Raw genomic sequence first — 23,323 nt, 5'->3', positions numbered from 1 at the left:
GAAAATGGAAAAAGTTCATGTCTAAACAGATTTTAATTTTAGCTGGTGATGGTATTGGTCCTGAAATTGTTGGGGCAGCAGAAAAAGTATTAAATACAGTAAATGAAAAATTTAATTTATCGTTGACTTGGGAACATGGCCTATTGGGTGGTGCGGCAATTGATGCACATGGCGAACCGTATCCAGCTGTAACGAGCGAACAGGCAAAAAAAGCTGATGCAATTTTACTGGGTGCAGTAGGCGGACCAAAATGGGATGCGATCGAGCGTTCTATCCGTCCTGAACGTGGTCTTTTAAAAATTCGTAGTGAACTCAACTTGTTTGCTAACTTACGCCCAGCGATTTTATATCCGCAATTGGCAGATGCTTCTAGCTTAAAACCTGAAATTGTTGCTGGTTTAGATATTCTGATTGTTCGTGAGCTTACTGGCGGTATCTATTTTGGTCAGCCACGTGGTATTCGTGAACTCGAAAACGGCGAAAAACAAGGCTATAACACTGACGTTTATTCTGAAAGTGAAATTAAGCGCATTGCAAAAGTTGCTTTTGAACTTGCAGGTTTACGTGGTGGTAAAGTCTGTTCGGTCGATAAGGCGAACGTTTTAGAAGTAACAGAACTTTGGAAGCAAACAGTTACTGATTTGCAGCAAGCGAGTTATTCAAACATTCAGCTTTCACATATGTATGTGGATAATGCTGCAATGCAGCTTGTACGTGCACCAAAACAGTTTGACGTGATCGTAACAGGTAACTTGTTTGGCGATATCTTATCTGATGAAGCTGCAATGCTTACAGGCTCAATCGGCATGTTGCCATCAGCTTCTTTAGATGAAAATGGCAAAGGTATGTATGAACCTTGTCATGGTTCTGCACCTGACATTGCTGGCCAAAATGTTGCCAATCCATTAGCAACCATTCTTTCTGTTGCAATGATGCTTCGTTATACATTCCGTGAAGAAGCTGCTGCAAAAGCAATTGAAGATGCTGTAGGTCAAGTACTTGATCAAGGCTTACGTACAGCAGATATTATGTCTGAAGGTATGACAAAAGTGGGTACAGCCGAGATGGGTGAGGCAGTTGTAGCTGCTCTTGCTTAAAAGCTTCTTATAAAAAAACGCAGCTCAACGCTGCGTTTTTTTATGCCTATGTTTTAGCAGGCTTTGCCTTCATATTGAATAGACTCGGCAATATCATTGTTTAGCTGGAAAATAACTTTACAGTTGAAATTCACATCGTAAGAATTGCCACCCAGATTACCTGACTGTATAGCGACAGAGTTACCTCTCATATCGACATTAGTCACCATCGGGATTGGGATGTTTAATGGACGTAAAATCGTATAAATGAGTTGATTAGGTGTTTTCTGTGGAGCATTAGCGACTTGAAAACCAAGACTACGTAGATTAATGTCTTGTCGAATGGTTGCAGAAGATTTGCCTAGAAAGCTCTTTAAATACTCTTGTAAATCTATAGATTGGCGTGGATGGCTAGTGCAACCGTTCACATTCATCATAATCAAACAAAGTAGGCCAATTTTACATCGGGTATCTATATTCATTTTTATCTCAATAAAAAATTATATTTATTATTAAAGAACAATAGGTTGGATTTGAATGCTTGTAAAGTAAAAAAGGAAGATTATGATAAATGGAAGGTGAACTTACCTTTAAATTTATCATTACATTCGAATCGCTTTAATAATAATTTCATATAAAACTTAAGGAAGAAAAGTATGAGAAAAATTGCTTTTGCATTTTTATGCAGTTTAGGAATGACTGTCGTCTACGCTGATAACTGTGATAGTGCCCGCAATACTTATGATGATATTTACTGTACAAATAAAATTTATGCGAGTGCAGATGTAGATCTGAATAAGAATTATCAAGCATTGCGAGTAAAGTTAAATACTGCGCAAAAAAATATTCTTAAGAAATCTCAGCTTGCATGGATACGTCAACGTGATGCTGAGTGTACAGATTCAAATAGAAATAGTGTAGACGTGCAATGTCGTTTACAGACAACGCAAGAAAGAAACCATTGGCTGCAAGAAAGATTGCGTGAATGCCAAACGGTGGGATGTAAAACCAGTCGCTTAAGTGAATAAACAACGCAATAAAAAAGCCACATCATGAAGTGGCTTTTTTGCATTCACTAATTAGCGAGCACGGTACGTGATACGACCTTTAGTGAGGTCATATGGAGTCATTTCGACTTTTACACTGTCGCCAGTAAGAATACGAATATAGTGTTTACGCATTTTACCAGAAATGTGTGCAATAACTTCGTGACCGTTTTCAAGACGTACACGGAACATCGTATTAGGAAGCGTTTCGGTGACAACGCCTTCGAACTCAATGAGTTCCTCTTTATTGGCCATAGCCTACCTGATGATCAAATTGGGAAGGCGCAAATTATAGTCAATTTATTTAAAAAAAACAAGATAGACATACTTCTACTCAAGCATCTGGTTAAAGTATGACTAATAAAAAAAGATGTAATTTTTTTCACAAAAGAAGTTTAATTCTGTTGTCAGTTCGGTCAATCAACGCTAATCTAAAATCATAGTTATTAGGGACTGTTAATTGCGTAAAAGTCAACGGCCCTAAATATCAATGAAGTATCTACATGGAAGGGCACTGCGTGGGTCAGCTAACAGATGCATCAGTTGTATTACGCTTTGGCTATCAAGCGATTCGTCGTGCGGGATTGCCAACAGAAGAAATATTAACCAAAGCGGGAGTTGCTTTAAATCAGGTTGATACGAATGCACGTACACCGTTAAGTGCACAGTATGCCTTTTGGACTGCCGCTCAGGAAGTCAGTAAAGATCCAGATATCGGTCTGCATTTAGGCGAGCATTTGCCTTTATATCGTGGTCAGGTCATTGAACATCTATTTATTAGTAGTGATACCTTTGGTGAAGGCCTAAAGCGGGCTTTGGCTTATCAGCGCCTCATTAGTGACGCATTTGATGCAAAACTAGTGATTGAAGAAGGGCGTTGTTATTTAACCAATGGCGAGCAGATCGGTGCTGATAATCTTGTTAATCGCCATTTCTCTGAATGTGCAATTTCGGGCATCCTTAGATTTTTTAAATTTATTACCGAAGGGCAATTTCACCCGATTTTTATCGATTTTAACTTCAGCGAAGGAGCCGCCGAGGATGAATATTTCCGCGTATATGGCTGTCCGGTCAGTTTAGGTCAAAAAGAAACACGTTTATATTTTGATCCCGCTATTCTGGATTTTCAGCTTTGGCAAGCAGAGCCCGAGTTATTGCAATTGCATGAGCAGCTTGCGATTGAAAAATTGCAAGAATTAGCGCGCTATGATTTAGTGGGCGAAGTTCGTAGAGCAATTGGTTCAACACTGGAAAGTGGAGAAACAACCTTAGAAACGGTTGCAGCTCAGTTGAATATTACCCCACGTCGCTTACGTACTCAGCTAAGTGAGGCGAATACCAGTTTTCAGCAAATACTTTCTGACTATCGTTGCCGTTTAGCTAAAAAACTTTTGGCAAATACCAACGAGAGCGTTGAGCGTATTGTGTATTTAACAGGTTTCTCTGAACCAAGTACGTTCTATCGTGCATTTAAGCGTTGGACAAATGAGACACCAGTTGAATATCGGAAACGTAAACAACACCGTTAATTTATTCTATGTCATGACGGAATCGTGCCATTGAGGCTTTAATAACTGGATTGGCCTTCAGCTAGAGTTACTTTTCTTTCGGGATGAAGAGCGCAAGCTCTGCAAGAGCAAAAGCTTGTGACATGGTAAAGAGTAATCATTCTTACCGTGTCACAAGGTGAAAAATTTATCGAACTACGCACTTCGTTTGTCTTGCACTGCGGTTAAAGTGCACTTTAACCTTGTTCAGGTTGCGTATGATTTTGTCACGTATCTTATTTAATACTTAATTTGGATACTGAGTTTTAAATGTTTTAATCTGGTAAATTAAGCCAATGTGGCCCAAGCGGTGGCTGTGGCAAATCAAACTGCTCAGGATAGTTACACTGAATAAAATAAAGACCATCTGGTGGCGCAGTGACTCCTGCCGCTTTACGATCTTGTGCAGCAAACATTGCATCGATATGATTAATTTCATACATGCCTTGACCAATTTCAAGTAAACATCCAACAATGTTGCGAACCATATGGTGTAAAAAACCATCTGCTTGAATATCTAAAACCAAATAGCGTCCATGTTCAAATAAACGGCAATGTTTTACATGTCGAACAGGCTGATTTGATTGGCACGCTGCTGCGCGGAAGCTTTCAAAGTTATGAGTACCTTCAAATTTACTTGCCGCTTCAATCATCTTTTGCACATCTAACGGTTGGTAAATGTGAGTAACCTGTTTATGCAATAAAGCAGGGCGATGAGGCGTGTTATATATAATATAGCGGTAACGTCGAGCAGTCGCTTTAAAGCGAGCATGAAAACTTTCATCCATCAGTTTAATCCACTGAATGGAAATATCTTTAGGTAGCTGGCTGTTTGCGCCTCTTAACCACCCCATTTCTGGGCGAATGGCATGCGTGTCGAAGTGTGCCACCATATTTGTCGCATGTACTCCTGCATCGGTACGACCAGCACCATGAAGTGCTATAGGCTCATTTGCGACTTTGCTAAGCACACGTTCAATGGTTTCTTGTACGCTGGCAACGCCTGGCTGTTGTGTTTGCCAACCTCGATATTGAACTCCGCTAAATTCAATACCGACTGCATAACGTTGCATGGCTTTTCCTCTATTTAATGCAAATTTTCGTTCCAATGGCTGAGCCACTGTTCTGGGGTTGAGTATTTTAAATAGATTTGAAGTGCTTTTGCATAGAGATCTGCATGACTATGTGCATCACTAATGACAATTTTTGCAGTTTTCGTCCACTCACTAATTGCATAGCGTTGATCAATACCACCAAACGTAACCTGAGTCGTAAGAATCGGAACGCAGCCATGTGTATAGAGCTCATCTAATGTTGCGAGTAGTTCCTGATTAACAGCTATGTTTCCAGTACCAAAACCTTGCAATACTAAAAATTGAGGTGGGGCTGGCAGTAAATTTCGTAATTGTTGAACGAGCTGAGTGGTCGCAATAGGTTGCATCATCCAATTCAAGATTTGAAAAGATGCTGCACGCTCGATTTGCGTATCTTGCAGAATTAACCCGTTTTGCTGAGGTGTAAATTCAGACTCAGCTTTAAGACCGGAAAAAGCGTCAAGTTCAGTCGTATGTGTCTTTAACACAGTTTGAGCATGAAATACTTGATGATGAAACGCAAGGTATGCACCCACAGGTAAGCTAATCACCTGTTCTAATGCAAGATATAAATTATCAATTGCATCAGTAAACTCACGGGTATCATTCCCTTGAATATTCAGGAGAGGATATTGACTGCCAGTAATAACCACATGGCAACTCTGGCCTAGAAAACGAGCTAGAGTCGCTGCAGCATAACTGAGAGTATCTGTACCATGAATAACGACGAAGTGCTGATAGCCTTCAAGTTGGAGTTGTTGTATGCGTTGAATAAGACGTAGCCAGTCGGGCGCTGTACAAGCACTGCTATCTACAATATTTGGGGCAGCAAAACAGTCGACCGTTAAGTGAGGTGGTATAACTTTTTCAAGTTGAGGTAAGAATTGGTCATATGGCATAGGCGCTAAAGGTTCACCTACACAGCCAAAAGTACCACCCATATAAAATAAGGCTATTTTTTTCATCTTTTTCAGGCATAAAAGCAGTCATCTTTGACTGCTTATGGTAAAACGATCAGCCTTAAGAAGCTATGCGATTTAGTAGATTTTTCGCGCGTTGTTGTTGCTCTGTGTTTAATTTTTGCTCATTACTTGCCAACAAAGCGTGCGCTGCTGAGTAAGCACCTAACTTGATGTATTGCTCTGCAAGTTTTAAGTCAAGTTCATTTTCATCTAACTGTTTTAATTCTGGAAAAGCTTGGACAAGTGGGTCGTTGTTTTCAAGGCTAAGTTCTGATTCATTTAAATTCGGTTGATTATCTTCAGACTCTATAGGATTTAAAGAAAACTCAAGGGTTTCAACTGATAATGGCTGAGTTTGAATATTTTCTTCTAAGACGATTTCTTGAGAGTTATTGCTTTGTGAATCAGAGTCTTTTTCTATCGAAAAATTACTAAAATCAAAATCAATGTCTGGTGTAGAGGTTGTATCAACTTTGAGTGTTTCAACAGTCAATTCAGAGCTAGGCTCAAGAGACTTTTCTGCTTTATTTGGGATAGGCTCTAAATCAAATGAAAACTCTAAAGTATTTAAGTCATTTGTTTCACTGACTGTTTCAGTGCTAATTTTATCTTCAGGTTTGGCAGAATCGACTTCTGTTGTTTTTTGCTCAAATGAGAAATTAAATTCCAGAGGCTCAACTTCAACAGCAGGTTCAGGAGTATAGTCTTTCTGCAAGTCATCAAAAGAAGCTTCAGAAGAACTTGTTGTTAACTGGTCAAACTGAGCTGTTGTGTCTGGTGTGTTTTTTGGCTCTTCGTATGTTTGAGCTTGAGGGAAATCGATGGCATCGGGTTGTTTCGATAACTCGTGTTCTGTTTTTCGTAATGCTTCATATTCTATTTGTTTAGCTTCTGCTTGAGTCACTATTTCATGTAATGCCAGACTTCGAATATGACTAATCAGTTGTGTTATGGCAAGTTCATCTTTCTGTGCAATATGAACTTCAAGCAATAATAAATAAAGCTCATGTTGAGTATTATCTTTTTTTAGCGCCTGATTTACTTGAGCTTCAGCGGCTGAATATTGCTTTTCTTGAATGAGCTGTTTGATTTTTTGACGTACAGCTTCTGGAACAGGGCTGCTTTGTGGAATAGGTGGAAGAGTTTCTTCTACCACATTTACTTTACTTTTTTCACGCGAGTTTTTACTCGATTTAGAGTTTGCCTTTTTATTGGTTTTTTTATTTATCGTTTTAGGGGAGGTGGCCTCTTGTTTCTGGCTATTCTCGCGTTTTTTTAAAATAACAGCGACCACGAGCAATATGATGAACGGAATCACATATAACATTACTTTCCCCTTAAAAAATAAATATTTGCAATATAAAGCGAGCTAACTCTGGTTTTAACTTAATGTTTTTGCTTGTGAGTATTTTGCTGTGCTTGTAACTGCTGTTGTAACTCTGCCAAACGCGCATTCAAAAGTTGAATACGTTGGTCTTTTAACCGTAAAGTTTGATTTAATTTGGTTACATTCCTTTGTAATGTAACGTTTTTTTCTCTTTTTGTCATAACTTTTACTGCTAACTCAGTATTGTTTTGACTTTGTTGTGTGCTCTTTTTAGCACTTCCATGTGTAGAATTTTGGCTGTTTTCAGCCACGATACTCATTTCTGCTTGTTGTAAACGGTATTTAGCTTTGCCAGAAGGTGATTTTGCAGTATGCGTTATTTCTGTTTTTGATTTATTTTGCTGAGTTTTAGAGACAGGAGTATGCGCGAGTTTTAGAGCGATTCCCTGACGTAAACGGTTTACATCACCTTGGATAAAAGCATGCTGGTTTTGTTTTTGGATATCGTGCATGACTTTCGCAACTGGCTGTTTGGTTTTCGCTGCAATACGATTAGCAATGCTCCATAGAGACTCATTGTGTTGTACTACATATTTACCTGAAGTTACTGGTCCTCTAGACGGACTTAGAGTTTGTTTTTTTGCAGCATTTTGACTGAGATTTTTGGATGGAACAGATTTCTTTTGTACTGCTAACTTTTTAACTGGTGTTTTTGGCGAATTATTTGCATTTGACTTATTAATAGCAGATGTAATTTGATTTTTTGTTGCTGCCTGATCTGGAATGGTGCTTATTACAAATTGTTGAGCCGAAGAGTTTTCACTAAGTGGGGCAGATGAATTTGTATTTATAGCAGGGATAGTACTAGCGTTGATATTCAGGTTTTGTTCACTATTCGAGTTTGTTGTAGTTGGGACTGAAGTTGATGAAGCATATTGGGTGCTTTCTGGCAGATTTAGAGCAATATCTTTTTCATTCACAATAAGCTGAGGCGATAAAGTACTTTCGTTATTTTCAGTCTTTTTTATAGCAGAAGGCTTAATTACAGTTTTGATATGCTGTAAACGCGTTGCAGAGCCCTCACTGATTTTTACAACAATATTGAGCTCGGGATCAATAACAGGACGGGATGAGGTAATGACAATAACCCCAGAGCCTTGACCATTTTGGCGTGTATAAAAATTAAGATTTCCCGGAGGTTGATGAGTCACACCCAAAGCACTTAAATCTTCTGGCGTTGCTAAACTGACTTGCAAAGTGGAATTGGGATCAGCTTGCTGGAAGTTCATTTCTGCATATAACAAATCGCCGGGTGCGGACTGAATTTGTATAGGGTCTAATGTAATCGCATAAATAGATGGCGAAGACATAATGGTGAAAATGGCAATTTTTAATTTGTTATAAACAGTCATCTCAATCCATGACCTAATAAGTCGTAAAGTCGTTCAAAATTATACAATAATGAAATGTAAATAAATTGTAAATTTTTCACAAACCAGTTACGAAAAAGCCGATCTAATGTGATCGGCTTTTTATTTTGACTGAATAATTCAGACCAAATTATGAGCTTTTGTATTCTACTAAGATACGTAACATACGACGTAAAGGTTCAGCAGCACCCCAAAGTAACTGATCACCTACTGTGAATGCCCCTAAATATTCTTTACCCATGTTAAGTTTACGCAAACGGCCAACAGGTACAGTTAAGGTACCTGTTACAGCAACAGGTGTAAGGTCAGTCATAGACGCTTCACGAGTGTTTGGTACAACTTTTGCCCATTGGTTTGAAGTACGAATCATATCTTCGATTTCATCAAGCGGGACATCTTTTTTCAACTTGATCGTCAGTGCTTGAGAGTGACAACGCATCGCGCCAATACGGACACAGTGACCATCGATTGGAATAATTTGTGAATTACCCAAGATCTTGTTGGTTTCAACTTGACCTTTCCATTCTTCTTTTGACTGACCGCTTTCAAGTTGCTTATCAATATAAGGAATCAACGAACCAGCTAATGGCACGCCAAAGTTAGCAGATGGGAAACCTTCGCCACGTTGTAACTCGGCAACTTGACGGTCAATATCCAAAATTGCAGATTTAGGATCATCTAGCAACGTTTTGGTATTGTTATATAAGTAGCCCATACCAGTAATTAGCTCACGCATGTTTTGTGCGCCAGCGCCTGATGCTGCTTGATAAGTCATAGCAGTCATCCACTCCACCAAATTGTTTTGGAAAAGTGAACCCAAACCCATTAACATAAGCGATACAGTACAGTTACCGCCTACGAAAGTTTTGGTGCCGTTAGCCAAACCATCTTTGATAACGTTAAGGTTTACTGGGTCAAGAACGATGATTGCATCATCTGACATACGTAAAGTAGAGGCTGCATCAATCCAGTAGCCATTCCAACCAGTTGCTTTTAACTGTGGGAAAACTTCAGACGTATAGTCACCACCTTGACAGGTAATAATGACATCCATTTGCTTCAGACTATTAATGTCTGTAGCTTCCATAAGTGCTGGGGCAGTCTTACCACCAAATGAAGGAGCTTCACCACCTGCATTACTGGTAGAGAAATAAAATGGCTCAATATGAGCAAAATCATTCTCTTCAACCATACGTTGCATAAGGACGGAACCGACCATCCCGCGCCAACCGACCAGACCTACTTTCATGTCATTTTGCCTCGGTGCGTTAAAATTATTAGGGGGAGTTGAGTGTATCAAAAGTGTCCACAACTGCAAGCGTTACAGAAACAAAACACCATGTTTATTGAGTAGAATATCTTGTTTATGTTACATACAAAATTGATAAAGATGACAAAAAATTTAAAAACCAAATCATCTTAAAAGAGAAAATTCAATGATTTATATCGAAGTTCTAGCTGGTCTGGTGATTTGGTTAAGTTTCTGGTCACTTATTCCTCGTGATGAGTGGTGGTTTCGTGGCGCCGACTTTCCTCGTTTGCAGATTCTATTTATTGGTTTGTTGGCCTTTGTCGGGATGTTGTTTTGGCCTACCGAATGGAATCTATGGCGTGAAATATTGCTTGCTGTGCTCATTGCGGCCATCGCCTATCAGCTTAAAATGGTTTTGCCTTATACCCTATTTTGGAAAAAACAGGTTAAGCAGGTGAGACGGTCTCAATTAGACCCTCAAAAGCAGATTTCATTGATTGTATCTAACGTTCTAACCCCTAATGATAAATATCATTTACTTCTTGAACAGATTCGGACATTAAAACCTGATTTATTGCTTACCTTAGAAAGTGACAAGACATGGGAAAATGCTTTAAAAGAAATTGAAGAAGATTATCCTCATCGTGTTCCTGTGCCTTTAGATAACTTATATGGAATGCATCTATATAGTCGCTTACCTCTATCAAATACAGAAGTTAAATTTATTCTAAGTGATGAAATTCCCTCTATTCACACCACTGTGACTTTACGATCTGGTATGCCAGTTCAGTTATATTGTTTGCATCCTAAGCCACCGAGTCCAACCGAGGCGAAAGATTCGACTTTACGTGATGCAGAGCTTTTAATTGTTGGAGATCAGATTAAGGACTTAGATGAAAGCTGTATTGTGATGGGGGATTTAAATGATGTAGCGTGGTCGCGTACTACACGTTTATTTCAACGTATTAGCGGATTACTTGACCCACGGGTTGGTCGACATTTCATTAATACCTTCCATGCAGATTATCCATTGCTGCGTTGGTCTTTAGACCATATTTTTCATAGTACTGATTTTGGTCTGGTTAAAATGAAACGGTTGCCACATATTGGATCGGATCATTTTCCAGTATATGTCGTTTTGCAGACTGGTCGGGTGTTTGAACAAATTCAAGAAGAATTGGAACAAACTCAAAACGATGAAGACGAGGCCCAAAGCGCTATACAAGAAGGAATTGCCAAGGCTGAAAAAGAAGAAAAAATTGTGACTGATGAAATTGCACAGCCTTATAAATAAAAAGCATATAAAAATCGATGTAAGCAATATCGTACAAAGATTTGAGTCTAGGGCCAATAGGCAGAGGGGTATAAAAACCTTATTCTACATTCATCGGCACACGGAAACGGGAATGGACGATCCCACGTAAGGATACACTAAGCTGATATGGAATAAGCATCACGGATCAGATGTTGGAACGGAAACGATAAAAATAACGATTAACCTGAAAGCACAACCTCATTTACCCGAGTTTTGCAGGACGCAGAACTCGGGTTAATACTTTATATATACCCTATTTAGTTCATTGCGAATATAAGAAATATTGTTAAGTTAATCTTAATTTAAAAATCTATTTAACTGTAGGTAAGAGTTCATAAGTTCTTTATATATCTGAGCAATTTTAAATGAAAAATAGATAAAAATTTTTTTTTGATAAGTTTTTGTTTTTATAGATTATTGATGACTAAATATAGGCTTTGATCTATTTAGATATAAATTGGGGTTGTTTAATTGGCAAATCTCAATAGAATGTGCCGATCGTTGACATGTTGGATCGTCAACAGGCATTGTTGTTTATTTCGCCGGATCGGCGAGTTGTGATTTGTTTGTGCATTTAAATTTCTGTTTGGAAATTACTGTACATATTGAGGTTTCACTCTTAGTTAGTGGTCTTCTCCCTCTCATATTTGATACTTTGCGGTGCATAAGGATTGTCTTATGAAGAATTTTAAATTTAGCCTTGCTTGGCAAATTTTAATTGCTTTAGTCCTAGGGATAGTTGTAGGGGCTGTTTTACATAACCAGCCTGAAATCAAAGATAGTATTGTGAATAATGTTCTTACGCCAATGGGTAAGATCTTTATTAGCCTGATTAAAATGATTGTTATTCCAATCGTTTTCTCTACCTTAATTTTAGGTATTGCAGGTGTTGGCAGTACGAAAAGTTTAGGGCGTCTTGGTTTTAAAACCATTCTCTATTTTGAAATTATTACCACGATTGCCATTTTAGTTGGTTTGGTTGCGGCAAATATCTTCCATCCTGGTTCAGGCATTGATATGTCTCAACTGGTTCAAACCGATATTTCTCAATATAAGAGTACAGCTCAAGAAGTTGGTTCTCAATCGCATGGTTTGGTACAGACAGTTTTGTCAATGATTCCAACCAATATTATTAACTCGATGGCACATGGCGAAATGTTGCCAGTGATTTTCTTCGCCGTGTTATTTGGTATTGGTTTATCTTCATTGCCAGAGAAGACCAAAGATCCATTGTTAAGCGTATTTCATGCTGTGTCAGAAACAATGTTCCGTGTGACACACATCATTATGAAATATGCACCATTTGGTGTGTTTGGTTTGATCGCTGTAACTGTTGCGAACTTCGGTTTCGCATCATTAATTCCATTAGCTAAATTAGTGGTATTAGTTTACGTAGCTATCTTATTCTTTGCTTTTGTGGTTTTAGGAATCACTGCAAAAATGTTCGGTATCAATATCCTTATTCTAATGAAAATATTGAAAGATGAACTGATCTTAGCTTACTCAACAGCGAGCTCGGAAACTGTTCTACCGCGTATTATGCAAAAAATGGAAGACTACGGTGCACCAAAAGCAATTTCTAGTTTTGTAATTCCAACGGGTTATTCATTTAACCTTGACGGTTCAACACTTTACCAAAGTATTGCAGCTATCTTTATTGCGCAGCTTTATGGTATTGACATGTCAATTGGTCAACAAGTTCTTTTAGTTGTAACCTTAATGATTACTTCTAAAGGTATTGCTGGTGTTCCTGGTGTATCATTCGTGGTGTTATTAGCTACGTTACATACAGTTGGTATTCCACTTGAAGGCTTAGCATTTATTGCTGGTGTTGACCGTATCATGGATATGGCGCGTACCGCATTGAACGTTGTAGGTAATGCACTTGCAGTACTTGTGATTAGTAAATGGGAAAAACAATACGACAGCGAGAAAGCAGCAGCTTATGAGGCAACTTATAAATAATCTGCCTTGTTATTGTAGTAAAAACCCGCGTTGATCGCGGGTTTTTTTATGAGGTTATTTCAGTATAGATTCATATAGTGCCAGTGTCTGATCACACATGTCTTTCAAGCTAAACATGGTAACAGGGGCAACGACTTGAGGCTGTTCAATATGCTGTTCCACAGTTTCCACTAAAACCTTTTCATTTCCTACTTCAACAAGACCTTGCGGGTAGACATTAGATAAAATCTCGGCAACACCTCCACGGTTCCAGCCAATGACTGGCGTACCTACTGAGAGCGCTTCTAAGGCTGTTCTGCCAAATGTTTCTGCCTGATTGGATAGAGAGAGCACAATATCGCTAAAAGCGAGCCATTCGCGAATATCTGAGCGATGCCCTACGAAGGTGATTTTATCTGCGAGTCCTTTACTTTGAATGGTGCTTTGCAGCTCACTTAAATAGGCCTGTTTTTTTCTATCAGCACCGCCGACAACAACCGCATGTAGTTGTGGATATTGCGACTGAAGCTGTTGCATCAGTTCAATTAAGCTTTCATGGCCTTTTAAACGTGTAATACGGCCAGGTAAGCAAAGTAAAAATTTATTTTCGAGTTCAGGAAAGTCATTAAAAACTTGATTAAACCATTGTGCTGGAGGGTGATAGTTATGCGGAAAAGCAGCTGGGTCAATCCCTCGATAAATCCGCACAATATCTTGTGGTGGGCAATTTTTATAATGCTCAGTAATGTATTTAACCACGCTGTCAGAAACAGCAATGACTTTCTCGGCTTGAGTCATAATTGCGCTATAACGATTGACTGAATAAAATCCATGCACCGTGCTAATGAGGTGAGGACGTTTATGTGTAGGTATTTTTCTTAAAGCAAAATGAGTTAACCATGCTGGTACACGAGAGCGTACATGAACAATGTCGGGTTGATGTTGTTCAATTAGTTGACGTAAAGGCCGAATCTGCCACAAGCTTGAAAGTGACTTTTTATGAATCGGTAGCGTTAAGTGGGTAGAACCTTCAGCTTCGAGCTGTGAAACTAAGCGCCCGCCGTTGGATACAACTAAAGACTGATGTCCTTGTGCAACAAGCGCACGTGCAATTTCCAGTGTGCCGCGTTCTACGCCACCGCTGTTGAGTTCTGGGAGAAGTTGCATCACTTTCATTATTTTTTGCCTTTAGGTTGTAGCAAAGCGAGGTCTTGCAGTTTATTCATTCAATATTTGGAGTTTACTCCTTACTTTTGTTTTGGCAAAAGTAACAAAACCATTTGTTGGACTAACGACACATCCATGATGTCGTAGTCCAACGGGCGACATCCTTGTCGCCTTCGCACGATAGTACATACTGGATATTATTTAGATGTTTATAACTATGATGCGGTAATTACGGAAGATTATTTAATAAATTTCTTCATACCCTTCAGGACGTGTTTTAAATCTGCGGTGGAACCACATATATTGAGTCGGTGCGATTCGAAGCTGATTTTCAATAATTTTATTGACGCGTGTTGCATCATCAACTTCATCTTCACTTGGCATATTGTCGACCGTAGGTTCAATCAGAACATGATATTTGGGGTTCTTAATATCCCCATGACGGTAGAAATATAAAGGCACGGCGACTGCTTTCGAGATTTTTAATAAGCGGCGGTGTGCAGTGACTGTGGCAGCTGGTACACCAAAGAAAGGTGCCATAACGCCTTGTTTTAAACCAAAGTCTTGATCTGGGCTATACCAAATTGCATCGCCATCTTTAAGATGACGAATTAAACCACGCATATCGTCATGATCGATTTGTGCTTTATAGATAGTGGCACGGCAACGATAAATGAGCATATCGAGTAATGGATTATTTTGAGGACGATAGACAACATCAGGCTCGAAATATTGAGCACAAATATAACCACCAGCGTCGAGTAGAGTACTGTGAGTGCCTAGTAATAAAACACCTTTGCCTTGAGCTTGGGCATTGGTAATGTGTTCTAACCCTTCAATGGTGACTCGGTTTTTAAACCAGCGCGGGTTGTACCATGCATTTAAGGTTTCAAACACCCCAAGCATCATATCGACAAAAACTTGTTGAGCTTGCTGTTGAACTTTATCGGCAGACCATTCAGGAAAGCAGACTTCTAAATTACGAATAGTTGTTTTACGGCGTGATTTTAGATATTTCCAAGCCAGATGAGCTACGCTATGCGCCAGACGCCATTGTATGGCCCATGGTAAAATAGCCAAAAGCATTAAAAAAACAATAGCAATCCAAACACCCCAATATTTAGGCAGTAAAAAGGACCATTGAAACTCACCGGGCGTATAAGGCTGCTTTTGGCTCATAACGATAAAAAGATTTCAAAAAGTTAAAACTGGCAAAAGTGTATCACGAACTGCATTTATCGTCGTAATACACTGTTCAATTGAGTGTTAAGAGAGTTTGAAATAAGAGGCTGGATTATCGGCGATTTTCTAAAAGAATTTTAACAGCGAGTCCGGCTAATACAGTTCCCATGAGCCAGCGCTGTATATTGGCCCAAAGAGGCTTTTCTTGTAGAAAAAGTGCAATGCTACCCGCAGAAAGTACAATAAGAGCATTTACCGAAACGCTTACAAAAATTTGAATCGTACCAAGTTGGATTGATTGCCATAAAATACTGCCTTGTTGTGGGTGAATAAACTGTGGCAGTAAAGATAAATACATAATGGCAATTTTAGGATTAAGCAAGTTTGTGGCAAAACCCATTAAAAAAAGTTTAGCTGGAGAATCTACTGATAAATCTTTTACATTAAAAATAGGGGAGGCATTTGGGCGTAATGCTTTCCATGCAAGCCAGAGTAAATAAATTGCACCCGCAATACGAATAGTGTCATAGGCATAGGGAACAGCAACAATTAACGCCGTAATACCAAAAGATGCGCAAAGCATATAAAAGATAAAACCTGCAGCTACCCCGCCTAAAGAGATAAATCCTGCTGTTTTTCCTTGGCAAATTGAGCGGGAAATCAGGTAAATCATATTGGGGCCAGGAGTGAGTACCATCGCCAAACAAATTAGTCCAAATGCCAAAATTTGAGAAAGCTCCAGCATGCGAAATCACTCCAATATTATTATGCATATACATATAACATAATTATTTTTATAAGTCTTATATTCAAGCACAAGGCTATTTTAAAATACTAAAAATAGCGAAGATATAATCCATTATAGGAATGTGATATAGAAGCTTTGATTTTAAAAAAGCTTATATTCTTAATATAAAAAAAGAGCCCCCTTAATTTAAGGAGGCTCTTTTATGTTCTTTTTAGCAAAGTAAAGCTGATTAGTTTCCTTTACTCATTTGTTCAAGCACGTCCCAACGTTCCAATTTTTCAAGTAATAACTCGTCAATTTCTGTAAGACGTTGGCTTGCTTTTGTTGCTGCATCAGCATCTTTAATAAACCATGAACCATCTACAAGTTTCTCAGAAAGTTCTGCTTGCTCCTTTTCTAGGTTTTCAATTTCAGCGGGTAATTGTTCAAGTTCACGCTGATCTTTATAACTCAGTTTGACCTTTTTAACGGTACTTTGGGCGGCAGCTTTGTCTGCTTCAGCTTTTGCCTGAGCTTTTTTAACGTCAGATTTCTGATCTACTACTTTGTCATCTGGACGTTGTTGCAAATAGTCTTGGTAGCCACCGATGTACTCAGCAATATTGCCTTTACCATCAAATACCCATGTAGATGTTACTACGTTATCCATAAATGCACGGTCATGGCTAATGAGAAGCAACGTACCTTTATAATCAGATAACATTTCTTCAAGTAGCTCAAGAGTCACCATATCCAAGTCATTGGTTGGTTCATCCATTACAATTAGATTGGATGGTTTGAGTAACAATTTAGCCAGTAAGATACGATTTCGTTCACCACCAGAAAGTGCTTTTACTGGAGTACGGGCACGTTCAGGTGAAAATAAGAAGTCTTGTAAATAGCTGTAGATATGACGACGGTTGCCATTTACATCAACGAAGTCAGAGCCTTCTGAAACGTTTGCCATGACTGTTTTTTCAAGGTCTAAGGCATTACGTAACTGGTCAAAATAGGCAACTTCTAACTGTGTACCTGTTTTAACTGAACCGCCATGTTCGAGTTCACCTAAAATGGCTTTAATCAACGTAGTTTTACCAACGCCGTTATCACCTACTAAGCCAATACGATCACCACGCATAACAAGGGCAGAAAAATCTTTGATCAGTAAATTGTCATCGTAAGCGACGCTTAAATGTTCGATATCAAATACTAATTTACCCGAGCGATTTGCATCTTGAGTCGCCATACTCACTTTGCCTTGTTGTGAGCGACGTGCTTTTGATTCATCACGTAAAGCTTTTAAAGCGCGCACGCGGCCTTCATTACGGGTACGACGAGCCTTAATACCTTGACGAATCCAAGCTTCTTCTTCAGCTAATTTTTTATCAAATAAAGCATTCTGCTTTTCTTCTGCTTCCATTTGCTGAGCTTTAAGCTCTAAATAACGTGAATAGTTACCTTCATAAGTGCGTAAAACGCCTCGATCGAGTTCTACAATTCGAGTTGCAATGCTATCTACAAAAGAACGGTCATGTGAAATAAACAGAAGCGTTAAATTATTTTGATCAAGTAAGAATTTTTCTAGCCATTCAATACTTTCAACATCTAAATGGTTCGTTGGTTCGTCTAGAAGTAATACATCCGGTTGTGTCAAAAGAGCACGTGCTAGTAAAACACGGCGTTTACGTCCACCAGATAAGTCTGCTAAGTCGGCATTTGGATCAAGTCCCATTTTGCTTAGAAGAGCATTTACTTTATTTTCGAGTGCCCAACCGTCTAGTTGGTCTAGCTTATGCTGAAGGTTACCCATACGATCACAGGCTTCCATATCTCCTAGCATACAAGCGTCAGTCGCTTCATGATAAGCTCTGAGTACTTCTGCCGCTTCTCCGGCACCATCTGCCACAATGTCGGCTACTTTGCCAGAGTCCATTGGAACGTCTTGGGCTAACATTGAAACAGTTAGACCATTTTGAATGGAAACTTCACCAGAATCTGGTAATAGGCTTCCCTCGATCAGTTTAAGTAAAGTAGACTTACCTTCACCATTACGACCAATTAAACAGACTCGTTCGCCACGCTCTAGATTAAAGTTCGCGCCATCGAGCAAGGCAGGTCCGCCAAAAGCAAGTTGGACATCCCTTAGGGTAATATAGGCCATAATGTTTTCCAGAATCTCAAATGAGGATTTAAATGACTAAACCACCATATCATGATGATCAAGCGTCATTGTCCGCACCCATTGAAGATTTGCAAGTGCGAATTACATTTTTGGATGATTTAGTTGAAGAATTAAATCAACAACTCGCTATTCAGACCCAAGAAATAGCTGATTTAAAAAAACAAATGCAATTTCTTTATCAACGTATGGAATCATCGGATTTATCAGAAGGTATTGCCGCTTTTGACCCATTAACCAATAAACCTCCTCACTATTAATAAAATGGCAAGTTCAATACTTGCCATTTTATTAGGGAATATTTATGAATTTTGCTTAAAAACCATGCAATACAATTTTCCCTTTTGTTGTACCACTTTCAATTTGTTGGTGAGCCAGTTTTAGGTTTTGAGCATTAATTGGGCTTAAAACTTGCGAAACAGTGGTCTTGATTTTACCAGCGTCAACAAGTTCGGCAACCTCACTGAGTAATTCACTTTGTTTAACCATGTCTTGGGTTTGATACATGGAACGAGTGAACATAAATTCCCAGTGCACTGATACAGACTTAGATTTAAAAGGTTTAATATCTAACTGTGCCGGATCATCAATTAAGCCAAAATGACCTTGTGGTGCAATCAACTCTACGATATCCGATAAATGTTGATCTGTTTGGGTAGTCGAGAACACATATAAAGGTGCATTTAAACCTAATTGCTTGATTTGTGCCGTTAAAGGGTGACTATGATCTAGTACATAATCAGCACCGAGTTGCTTAACCCATTCTTTAGTTTCGGTTCGTGAAGCGGTAGAAATAATAGTGAGATTGGTCAACTGTTTGAGTAGCTGAATTGTGATTGAGCCTACTCCACCAGCTCCCCCAATCACTAATATTGATGTATTTTCTGGGGCAACTTTTGGGACCTGTAACCGATCAAATAGCATTTCCCACGCCGTGATTGCGGTTAAAGGAAGGGCCGCTGCTTCTGTAGGTTCTAAGGTTTTTGGTTTATGACCCACAATGCGTTCATCAACCAACTGTAATTCACTATTACTGCCTTGGCGATTGAGTGCACCTGCATACCAAACCACATCTCCGACTTTAAATTGTGAGACTTTGTCTCCAATCGCTTCAACGACACCTACCGCATCCCAGCCAAGAGTCTTCCACTGATTATTATCTGTGCTTACATTCTTACGAATTTTTGTGTCTACAGGGTTCACAGAGACCGCTTGGACACGGACAAGTAGATCATGACCTTCTGCAACAGGTGTCTCTAGTTCGACGTCAACCAGTGCCTCTGGTGATGTAATGGGACCTGCTTTTTGATATGCCACAGCTTTCATAATAATAATTCCTCTTGTTGGGAGTTTGATCATAACGTAAGCTTAAATTGGGTGACTACAGACAAATAACGCTCATAGTGTCAAAAAGGATACTGTAAAATGGCAAAAGCACGACATTCAAGTTTTGATTGCTCTCCGGGTTGTTCAGTTGAAGCAGCCATTAGTTTGATTGATGGAAAGTGGAAATGCGTCATCCTTTGGCATTTGTTTAATGAAGGCACCTTAAGGTTTAATGAAATCCGAAAGCGTGTTCCAAGCATTACCCAAAGAATGCTGACAAATCAGTTACGTGAGTTAGAACAAGATGGAATTATCCATCGGGAAGTTTATCCTCAAGTTCCGCCTAAGGTTGAGTACTCTCTAACTGATTTAGGGCGGAGTCTAGAGCAAATTTTGTTTGCTTTAAAACTATGGGGAGATGCCCATCTTGATCAATTTGGTAAATTGGCATTGGTTGCGAGCGATCAGAACCCTTAAACATATTTAAATAATCTCACGGCAATTTGCACCTTGAAATACCAATATTTTGGGCCTTGCGATCTTATCGGGCATTATTTTTATGATGTAACTTGCGTTTTCTGGTCAGCTTATGCAACTCTAATAAAAGAGATTAATAGGTTTTGCTATGGACAATATGGGAATTTGGGTTACCGTTATCATTGTTCTTTTCGTACTAGGCTCCATTTTTGGTTTAAGAGTGAGCCCACGTGAAAAGGCACTTGGTATTATGCGAGATAAAGCCCGTAAAATAGGGTTACATCCACGTGTAATCGTTGCACCTGAATGGACACATGTCCCAATGGCTACTGAAAAACGTGCCAGCATGGTTGCTTATTATAGTGTATTGATTCCTGATGCCCGTTTATCTTTAATGCGTGCTCGCGTTATAGACGGCAAGTTAAAAGTAATTCAGGGTGATGAGAAATTTAATGATTCTCCCATTGCATTAAAAGGGATTTATGCTATTGATATGCAGGCAAACTGTGTAGGGCTTTATTGGGATGAGGAATCAGACCTAAGAGCGACACAATTAGATGAGATGAAGGCTTATCTGTTGGCCTTGGCTAAAGCCTGATTTTTAAATTTATTGGTATAGGAATAACATTTTATATGGCGAATACCTCGCGCTCTGCATCTCAAAGCACAGCATCTACTGCACCTGCTGCACCTAAACGTGCCTTAGTGATTGTGGAGTCGCCTGCCAAAGCGAAAACCATCAATAAATATTTGGGGTCGCAATTCATTGTAAAGTCTTCTGTAGGTCACGTACGTGACTTGCCAACAGGCGGCAGTAAATCAACAGAGAAAAAGCCGGCTGCCCGGACTAAACTCACCGAAGCCGAAAAAGAACAAAAAGCTAGTCAGGCTTTAGTTAATCGTATGGGGGTTGATCCTGAGCATGGTTGGGAAGCTCATTACGAAGTTCTGCCTGGTAAAGAAAATGTTGTAGCTGAACTCAAAAAACTCGCCAAAGATGCCGATGCAATCTATCTCGCAACGGACTTGGATAGAGAAGGGGAAGCCATTGCTTGGCACCTAAGAGAAGTTATCGGTGGTGATGACAGTCGTTATCACCGCGTGGTGTTCAACGAAATTACCAAAAATGCCATTCAAGAAGCATTTAAACAACCAACACGTCTAGATCTAAATCGTGTAAATGCTCAACAAGCACGTCGTTTCTTAGACCGTGTAGTGGGCTTTATGGTGTCGCCATTACTTTGGGAAAAAATTGCCCGTGGTTTATCTGCCGGACGTGTGCAGTCAGTAGCAGTGAAACTGGTTGTAGAGCGTGAGCGTGAAATTCGTGCATTTATTCCAGAAGAATATTGGCAAGTTTTTGCAGATACTCAGTCCAAAAAAGATGATATTCGTCTTGAAGCATTTAGACAGGCTGGTAAAACACTTAAACTGAAAAATAAAGCTGAAACTGATGCTTTATTAGATGTTCTAAAGGGTGCTGAATATAAAGTTGCACAGCGTGAAGATAAACCGACTAAGGTCAATCCAAGTGCACCTTATATCACTTCAACGTTACAGCAAGCTGCAAGTACGCGTTTAGGCTTTTCTGTAAAGAAAACCATGATGCTGGCGCAGCGCTTGTATGAGGCAGGTTTTATTACCTATATGCGTACTGACTCAACTTTCTTGAGTGATGATGCAGTAAGCATGGTACGTGCTCATATTGAAAGCCAATATGGTGAAAAATATATACCAGCAAAGCCAAACCGCTATGGTAACAAAGCGGGTGCTCAAGAAGCCCATGAAGCGATTCGTCCGTCAAATGTTGCGCTTACTGGCGATCAGCTTGCGGGTGTAGAGCGTGATGCTCAACGCCTATATGATTTGATTTGGCGTCAATTTGTTGCGTGTCAAATGACACCAGCAGAATATTTATCTTCTACTTTGATTGTTGAAGCAGCGAATGTTGAGTTAAAGGCAAAAGGCCGTACGCTTGTATTTGAAGGCTTCACTAAAGTACGTGGCGCGAATAAGTCAGATGACGATATTATTTTACCTGCAATTAAAGTAGGCGAAATTTTAAAATTAGAAAAGTTAGATCCAAGTCAGCACTTTACTAAACCACCTGCACGTTTTACTGAAGCATCTTTAGTTAAAGAGCTTGAAAAACGTAGTATTGGCCGTCCTTCGATCTATGCAGCTATTATTTCTACCATTCAGGAACGTGGTTACGTTAAGTTAGAAAACCGTCGTCTTTTTGCCGAAAAAATGGGTGAAATTGTGACGGATCGTCTGGATGAAAGTTTTAATAACCTGATGAATTATGCCTTTACGGCAGATCTTGAAGGTCAGCTTGATAAGGTTGCAACAGGCGAGCGTAACTGGAAAGAGTTGCTAGACACTTTCTATGGCGACTTTAAGAAACGCCTAACCAATGCTCAGGGTGAGCAGGGAATGCGCCGTAACCAACCGGTTGAAGTACCAGCAGTACATTGCCCTGAATGCTCACGTCCAATGCAGATTCGTACGGGTACAACTGGTGTATTCTTAGGATGTTCTGGCTATAACCTACCGCCTAAAGAACGTTGTAAAGGTACACTGAACTTAACACCTGTTGAGTCGTTAGCTGCTCTATCTGATGATGATGGTGCAGAAACAGCAGACTTGATGTCAAAGCATCGCTGTGAGAAATGTGGCACAGCCATGGACAGCTATGTGATTGATGGTGGTCGTAAACTGCACGTATGTGGTAACAACCCGGACTGTGATGGTTTTGAGCTTGAAGAAGGAGAGTTCAAGATCAAGGGTTATGATGGCCCAACGATCCCATGTGACAAATGTGATGGTGAAATGCAGCTTAAGACGGGACGTTTCGGTCCATATTTCGCTTGTACCAGTTGTGACAATACACGTAAAGTCTTGAAGAGTGGTCAACCTGCACCTCCACGTGTAGAGCCAATCAAAATGGAGCATTTACGTTCAGCGAAACATGATGACTTCTTTGTGTTACGTGATGGCGCAGCAGGTTTATTCTTGGCAGCGAGTAAATTCCCGAAAATTCGTGAAACACGTGCGCCAAAAGTTGCTGAGTTACGTAGTGTTGCAGCTCAGCTTGATCCAAAATATCAATTTATTTTGCAAGCACCAGATGTAGACCCAGAAGGTAATCCAGCAGTTGTGAAATTCAGTCGTAAGAATCAATCACAATATGTAGGCTCTGAAACACCAGAGGGTAAACAAACCAAATGGAGCCTGATTTATCAAGATGGCAAATGGGTTGAGGGTTAAAC

Annotated in this window: 21 protein-coding genes; 9 read left to right on the top strand and 12 right to left on the bottom strand. The window is 39.6% G+C overall.

Annotation, left to right across the window (positions count from 1 at the left end):
- Positions 1 to 17: 17 nt before the first annotated feature.
- The gene (gene leuB / locus F936_RS03560; protein ID WP_004640985.1) at positions 18 to 1,097 is read left to right on the top strand and encodes a 3-isopropylmalate dehydrogenase; all 1,080 of its coding nucleotides are present in this window, start codon (positions 18 to 20) and stop codon (positions 1,095 to 1,097) included.
- Positions 1,098 to 1,150: 53 nt separating this feature from the next.
- Here leuB and F936_RS03555 read toward each other — a convergent pair whose 3' ends face one another.
- Positions 1,151 to 1,558 carry a hypothetical protein gene (locus tag F936_RS03555; protein ID WP_005044956.1) on the bottom strand — a complete coding sequence of 136 codons (408 nt, stop codon included), beginning with the start codon at positions 1,556 to 1,558 and terminating at the stop codon, positions 1,151 to 1,153.
- Positions 1,559 to 1,732: 174 nt separating this feature from the next.
- On the opposite strand from F936_RS03555, the gene F936_RS03550 reads away from it, so the two are divergent.
- A complete protein-coding gene (locus F936_RS03550) occupies positions 1,733 to 2,104 on the top strand; it encodes a lysozyme inhibitor LprI family protein (RefSeq protein ID WP_003654719.1) in 372 nt (123 codons plus the stop codon).
- 51 nt (positions 2,105 to 2,155) lie between these two features.
- Here the strand turns inward: F936_RS03550 and infA are convergent, their stop codons facing one another.
- Positions 2,156 to 2,377: a translation initiation factor IF-1 gene (gene infA / locus F936_RS03545; protein ID WP_001284370.1), complete on the bottom strand. Its 222-nt coding sequence runs from the start codon at positions 2,375 to 2,377 to the stop codon at positions 2,156 to 2,158.
- A gap of 263 nt (positions 2,378 to 2,640) precedes the next feature.
- Between infA and F936_RS03540 the strand changes: the two genes are divergently transcribed.
- A complete protein-coding gene (locus tag F936_RS03540) occupies positions 2,641 to 3,651 on the top strand; it encodes an AraC family transcriptional regulator (protein WP_005037036.1) in 1,011 nt (336 codons plus the stop codon).
- A 293-nt stretch (positions 3,652 to 3,944) separates the two neighbouring features.
- Here F936_RS03540 and truA read toward each other — a convergent pair whose 3' ends face one another.
- From truA to asd, 5 genes are all read right to left on the bottom strand, one after another.
- Positions 3,945 to 4,742: a tRNA pseudouridine(38-40) synthase TruA gene (gene truA, locus F936_RS03535; protein WP_005044953.1), complete on the bottom strand. Its 798-nt coding sequence runs from the start codon at positions 4,740 to 4,742 to the stop codon at positions 3,945 to 3,947.
- Between the two features lie 14 nt (positions 4,743 to 4,756).
- The gene (locus F936_RS03530; RefSeq protein ID WP_003654725.1) at positions 4,757 to 5,728 is read right to left on the bottom strand and encodes an asparaginase; all 972 of its coding nucleotides are present in this window, start codon (positions 5,726 to 5,728) and stop codon (positions 4,757 to 4,759) included.
- Positions 5,729 to 5,783: 55 nt separating this feature from the next.
- The gene (locus tag F936_RS03525) at positions 5,784 to 7,052 is read right to left on the bottom strand and encodes a hypothetical protein (protein ID WP_005044949.1); all 1,269 of its coding nucleotides are present in this window, start codon (positions 7,050 to 7,052) and stop codon (positions 5,784 to 5,786) included.
- Positions 7,053 to 7,111: 59 nt separating this feature from the next.
- Entirely contained in the window at positions 7,112 to 8,464 is a 1,353-nt protein-coding gene (locus tag F936_RS03520) for a type IV pilus assembly protein FimV (protein ID WP_005044946.1), read from the bottom strand.
- A gap of 148 nt (positions 8,465 to 8,612) precedes the next feature.
- Entirely contained in the window at positions 8,613 to 9,731 is a 1,119-nt protein-coding gene (gene asd, locus F936_RS03515; RefSeq protein WP_004641000.1) for an aspartate-semialdehyde dehydrogenase, read from the bottom strand.
- A 187-nt stretch (positions 9,732 to 9,918) separates the two neighbouring features.
- On the opposite strand from asd, the gene F936_RS03510 reads away from it, so the two are divergent.
- Together F936_RS03510 and gltP are read left to right on the top strand one after the other, a co-directional pair.
- Positions 9,919 to 11,028 carry an endonuclease/exonuclease/phosphatase family protein gene (locus F936_RS03510; protein ID WP_005044944.1) on the top strand — a complete coding sequence of 370 codons (1,110 nt, stop codon included), beginning with the start codon at positions 9,919 to 9,921 and terminating at the stop codon, positions 11,026 to 11,028.
- A 699-nt stretch (positions 11,029 to 11,727) separates the two neighbouring features.
- Positions 11,728 to 13,014, top strand: coding sequence for a glutamate/aspartate:proton symporter GltP (gltP, locus tag F936_RS03505; protein ID WP_003654734.1), 1,287 nt, complete (start codon positions 11,728 to 11,730; stop codon positions 13,012 to 13,014).
- A 54-nt stretch (positions 13,015 to 13,068) separates the two neighbouring features.
- Here gltP and F936_RS03500 read toward each other — a convergent pair whose 3' ends face one another.
- The 4 genes from F936_RS03500 to F936_RS03485 all read right to left on the bottom strand — a co-directional run bounded on the left by F936_RS03500 (position 13,069) and on the right by F936_RS03485 (position 18,230).
- On the bottom strand, positions 13,069 to 14,169 hold the full coding sequence (locus F936_RS03500) for a glycosyltransferase family 4 protein (protein WP_005044942.1): 1,101 nt from the start codon (positions 14,167 to 14,169) through the stop codon (positions 13,069 to 13,071).
- A 234-nt stretch (positions 14,170 to 14,403) separates the two neighbouring features.
- Positions 14,404 to 15,339, bottom strand: a complete 936-nt coding sequence (gene lpxL, locus F936_RS03495) for an LpxL/LpxP family Kdo(2)-lipid IV(A) lauroyl/palmitoleoyl acyltransferase (protein ID WP_005044941.1) — start codon at positions 15,337 to 15,339, stop codon at positions 14,404 to 14,406.
- Between the two features lie 115 nt (positions 15,340 to 15,454).
- Positions 15,455 to 16,087 (bottom strand): LysE family translocator, encoded by a 633-nt coding sequence (locus F936_RS03490; RefSeq protein WP_003654740.1) that lies wholly within the window; start codon positions 16,085 to 16,087, stop codon positions 15,455 to 15,457.
- Positions 16,088 to 16,319: 232 nt separating this feature from the next.
- Positions 16,320 to 18,230 (bottom strand): ATP-binding cassette domain-containing protein, encoded by a 1,911-nt coding sequence (locus F936_RS03485; RefSeq protein ID WP_005044939.1) that lies wholly within the window; start codon positions 18,228 to 18,230, stop codon positions 16,320 to 16,322.
- Positions 18,231 to 18,262: 32 nt separating this feature from the next.
- Here F936_RS03485 and F936_RS03480 point away from each other — a divergent pair, with 32 nt between their 5' ends.
- Positions 18,263 to 18,508, top strand: a complete 246-nt coding sequence (locus F936_RS03480; RefSeq protein WP_003654743.1) for a SlyX family protein — start codon at positions 18,263 to 18,265, stop codon at positions 18,506 to 18,508.
- Positions 18,509 to 18,563: 55 nt separating this feature from the next.
- Here the strand turns inward: F936_RS03480 and F936_RS03475 are convergent, their stop codons facing one another.
- Positions 18,564 to 19,574: a zinc-binding alcohol dehydrogenase family protein gene (locus tag F936_RS03475; RefSeq protein ID WP_005044937.1), complete on the bottom strand. Its 1,011-nt coding sequence runs from the start codon at positions 19,572 to 19,574 to the stop codon at positions 18,564 to 18,566.
- 99 nt (positions 19,575 to 19,673) lie between these two features.
- Between F936_RS03475 and F936_RS03470 the strand changes: the two genes are divergently transcribed.
- From F936_RS03470 to topA, 3 genes are all read left to right on the top strand, one after another.
- Positions 19,674 to 20,051, top strand: a complete 378-nt coding sequence (locus F936_RS03470; RefSeq protein ID WP_005044935.1) for a winged helix-turn-helix transcriptional regulator — start codon at positions 19,674 to 19,676, stop codon at positions 20,049 to 20,051.
- Positions 20,052 to 20,199: 148 nt separating this feature from the next.
- The gene (locus F936_RS03465; protein ID WP_003654749.1) at positions 20,200 to 20,649 is read left to right on the top strand and encodes a hypothetical protein; all 450 of its coding nucleotides are present in this window, start codon (positions 20,200 to 20,202) and stop codon (positions 20,647 to 20,649) included.
- Between the two features lie 35 nt (positions 20,650 to 20,684).
- Positions 20,685 to 23,321 (top strand): type I DNA topoisomerase, encoded by a 2,637-nt coding sequence (topA, locus tag F936_RS03460; protein WP_005044934.1) that lies wholly within the window; start codon positions 20,685 to 20,687, stop codon positions 23,319 to 23,321.
- Positions 23,322 to 23,323: the final 2 nt, after the last annotated feature.

Source organism: Acinetobacter calcoaceticus DSM 30006 = CIP 81.8, from assembly GCF_000368965.1.
Lineage (GTDB): Bacteria > Pseudomonadota > Gammaproteobacteria > Pseudomonadales > Moraxellaceae > Acinetobacter > Acinetobacter calcoaceticus.
Note: the sequence above shows the minus strand (reverse complement) of the source record. Positions and strands in the feature narration are given on the sequence as shown.

Bases quoted from the DNA above. Each gene is read 5' to 3' on its own strand.
- F936_RS03555 (WP_005044956.1), bottom strand. From the start codon at position 1,558: ATGAATATAGATACCCGATGTAAAATTGGCCTACTTTGTTTGATTATG.
- leuB (WP_004640985.1), top strand. From the start codon at position 18: ATGTCTAAACAGATTTTAATTTTAGCTGGTGATGGTATTGGTCCTGAA.
- asd (WP_004641000.1), bottom strand. From the start codon at position 9,731: ATGAAAGTAGGTCTGGTCGGTTGGCGCGGGATGGTCGGTTCCGTCCTT.
- F936_RS03465 (WP_003654749.1), top strand. From the start codon at position 20,200: ATGGACAATATGGGAATTTGGGTTACCGTTATCATTGTTCTTTTCGTA.
- F936_RS03490 (WP_003654740.1), bottom strand. From the start codon at position 16,087: ATGCTGGAGCTTTCTCAAATTTTGGCATTTGGACTAATTTGTTTGGCG.
- F936_RS03470 (WP_005044935.1), top strand. From the start codon at position 19,674: ATGGCAAAAGCACGACATTCAAGTTTTGATTGCTCTCCGGGTTGTTCA.
- lpxL (WP_005044941.1), bottom strand. From the start codon at position 15,339: ATGAGCCAAAAGCAGCCTTATACGCCCGGTGAGTTTCAATGGTCCTTT.
- F936_RS03520 (WP_005044946.1), bottom strand. From the start codon at position 8,464: ATGACTGTTTATAACAAATTAAAAATTGCCATTTTCACCATTATGTCT.
- F936_RS03500 (WP_005044942.1), bottom strand. From the start codon at position 14,169: ATGAAAGTGATGCAACTTCTCCCAGAACTCAACAGCGGTGGCGTAGAA.
- F936_RS03475 (WP_005044937.1), bottom strand. From the start codon at position 19,574: ATGAAAGCTGTGGCATATCAAAAAGCAGGTCCCATTACATCACCAGAG.
- F936_RS03550 (WP_003654719.1), top strand. From the start codon at position 1,733: ATGAGAAAAATTGCTTTTGCATTTTTATGCAGTTTAGGAATGACTGTC.
- F936_RS03530 (WP_003654725.1), bottom strand. From the start codon at position 5,728: ATGAAAAAAATAGCCTTATTTTATATGGGTGGTACTTTTGGCTGTGTA.
- F936_RS03480 (WP_003654743.1), top strand. From the start codon at position 18,263: ATGACTAAACCACCATATCATGATGATCAAGCGTCATTGTCCGCACCC.
- F936_RS03510 (WP_005044944.1), top strand. From the start codon at position 9,919: ATGATTTATATCGAAGTTCTAGCTGGTCTGGTGATTTGGTTAAGTTTC.
- gltP (WP_003654734.1), top strand. From the start codon at position 11,728: ATGAAGAATTTTAAATTTAGCCTTGCTTGGCAAATTTTAATTGCTTTA.
- infA (WP_001284370.1), bottom strand. From the start codon at position 2,377: ATGGCCAATAAAGAGGAACTCATTGAGTTCGAAGGCGTTGTCACCGAA.
- truA (WP_005044953.1), bottom strand. From the start codon at position 4,742: ATGCAACGTTATGCAGTCGGTATTGAATTTAGCGGAGTTCAATATCGA.
- F936_RS03485 (WP_005044939.1), bottom strand. From the start codon at position 18,230: ATGGCCTATATTACCCTAAGGGATGTCCAACTTGCTTTTGGCGGACCT.
- topA (WP_005044934.1), top strand. From the start codon at position 20,685: ATGGCGAATACCTCGCGCTCTGCATCTCAAAGCACAGCATCTACTGCA.
- F936_RS03525 (WP_005044949.1), bottom strand. From the start codon at position 7,052: ATGTTATATGTGATTCCGTTCATCATATTGCTCGTGGTCGCTGTTATT.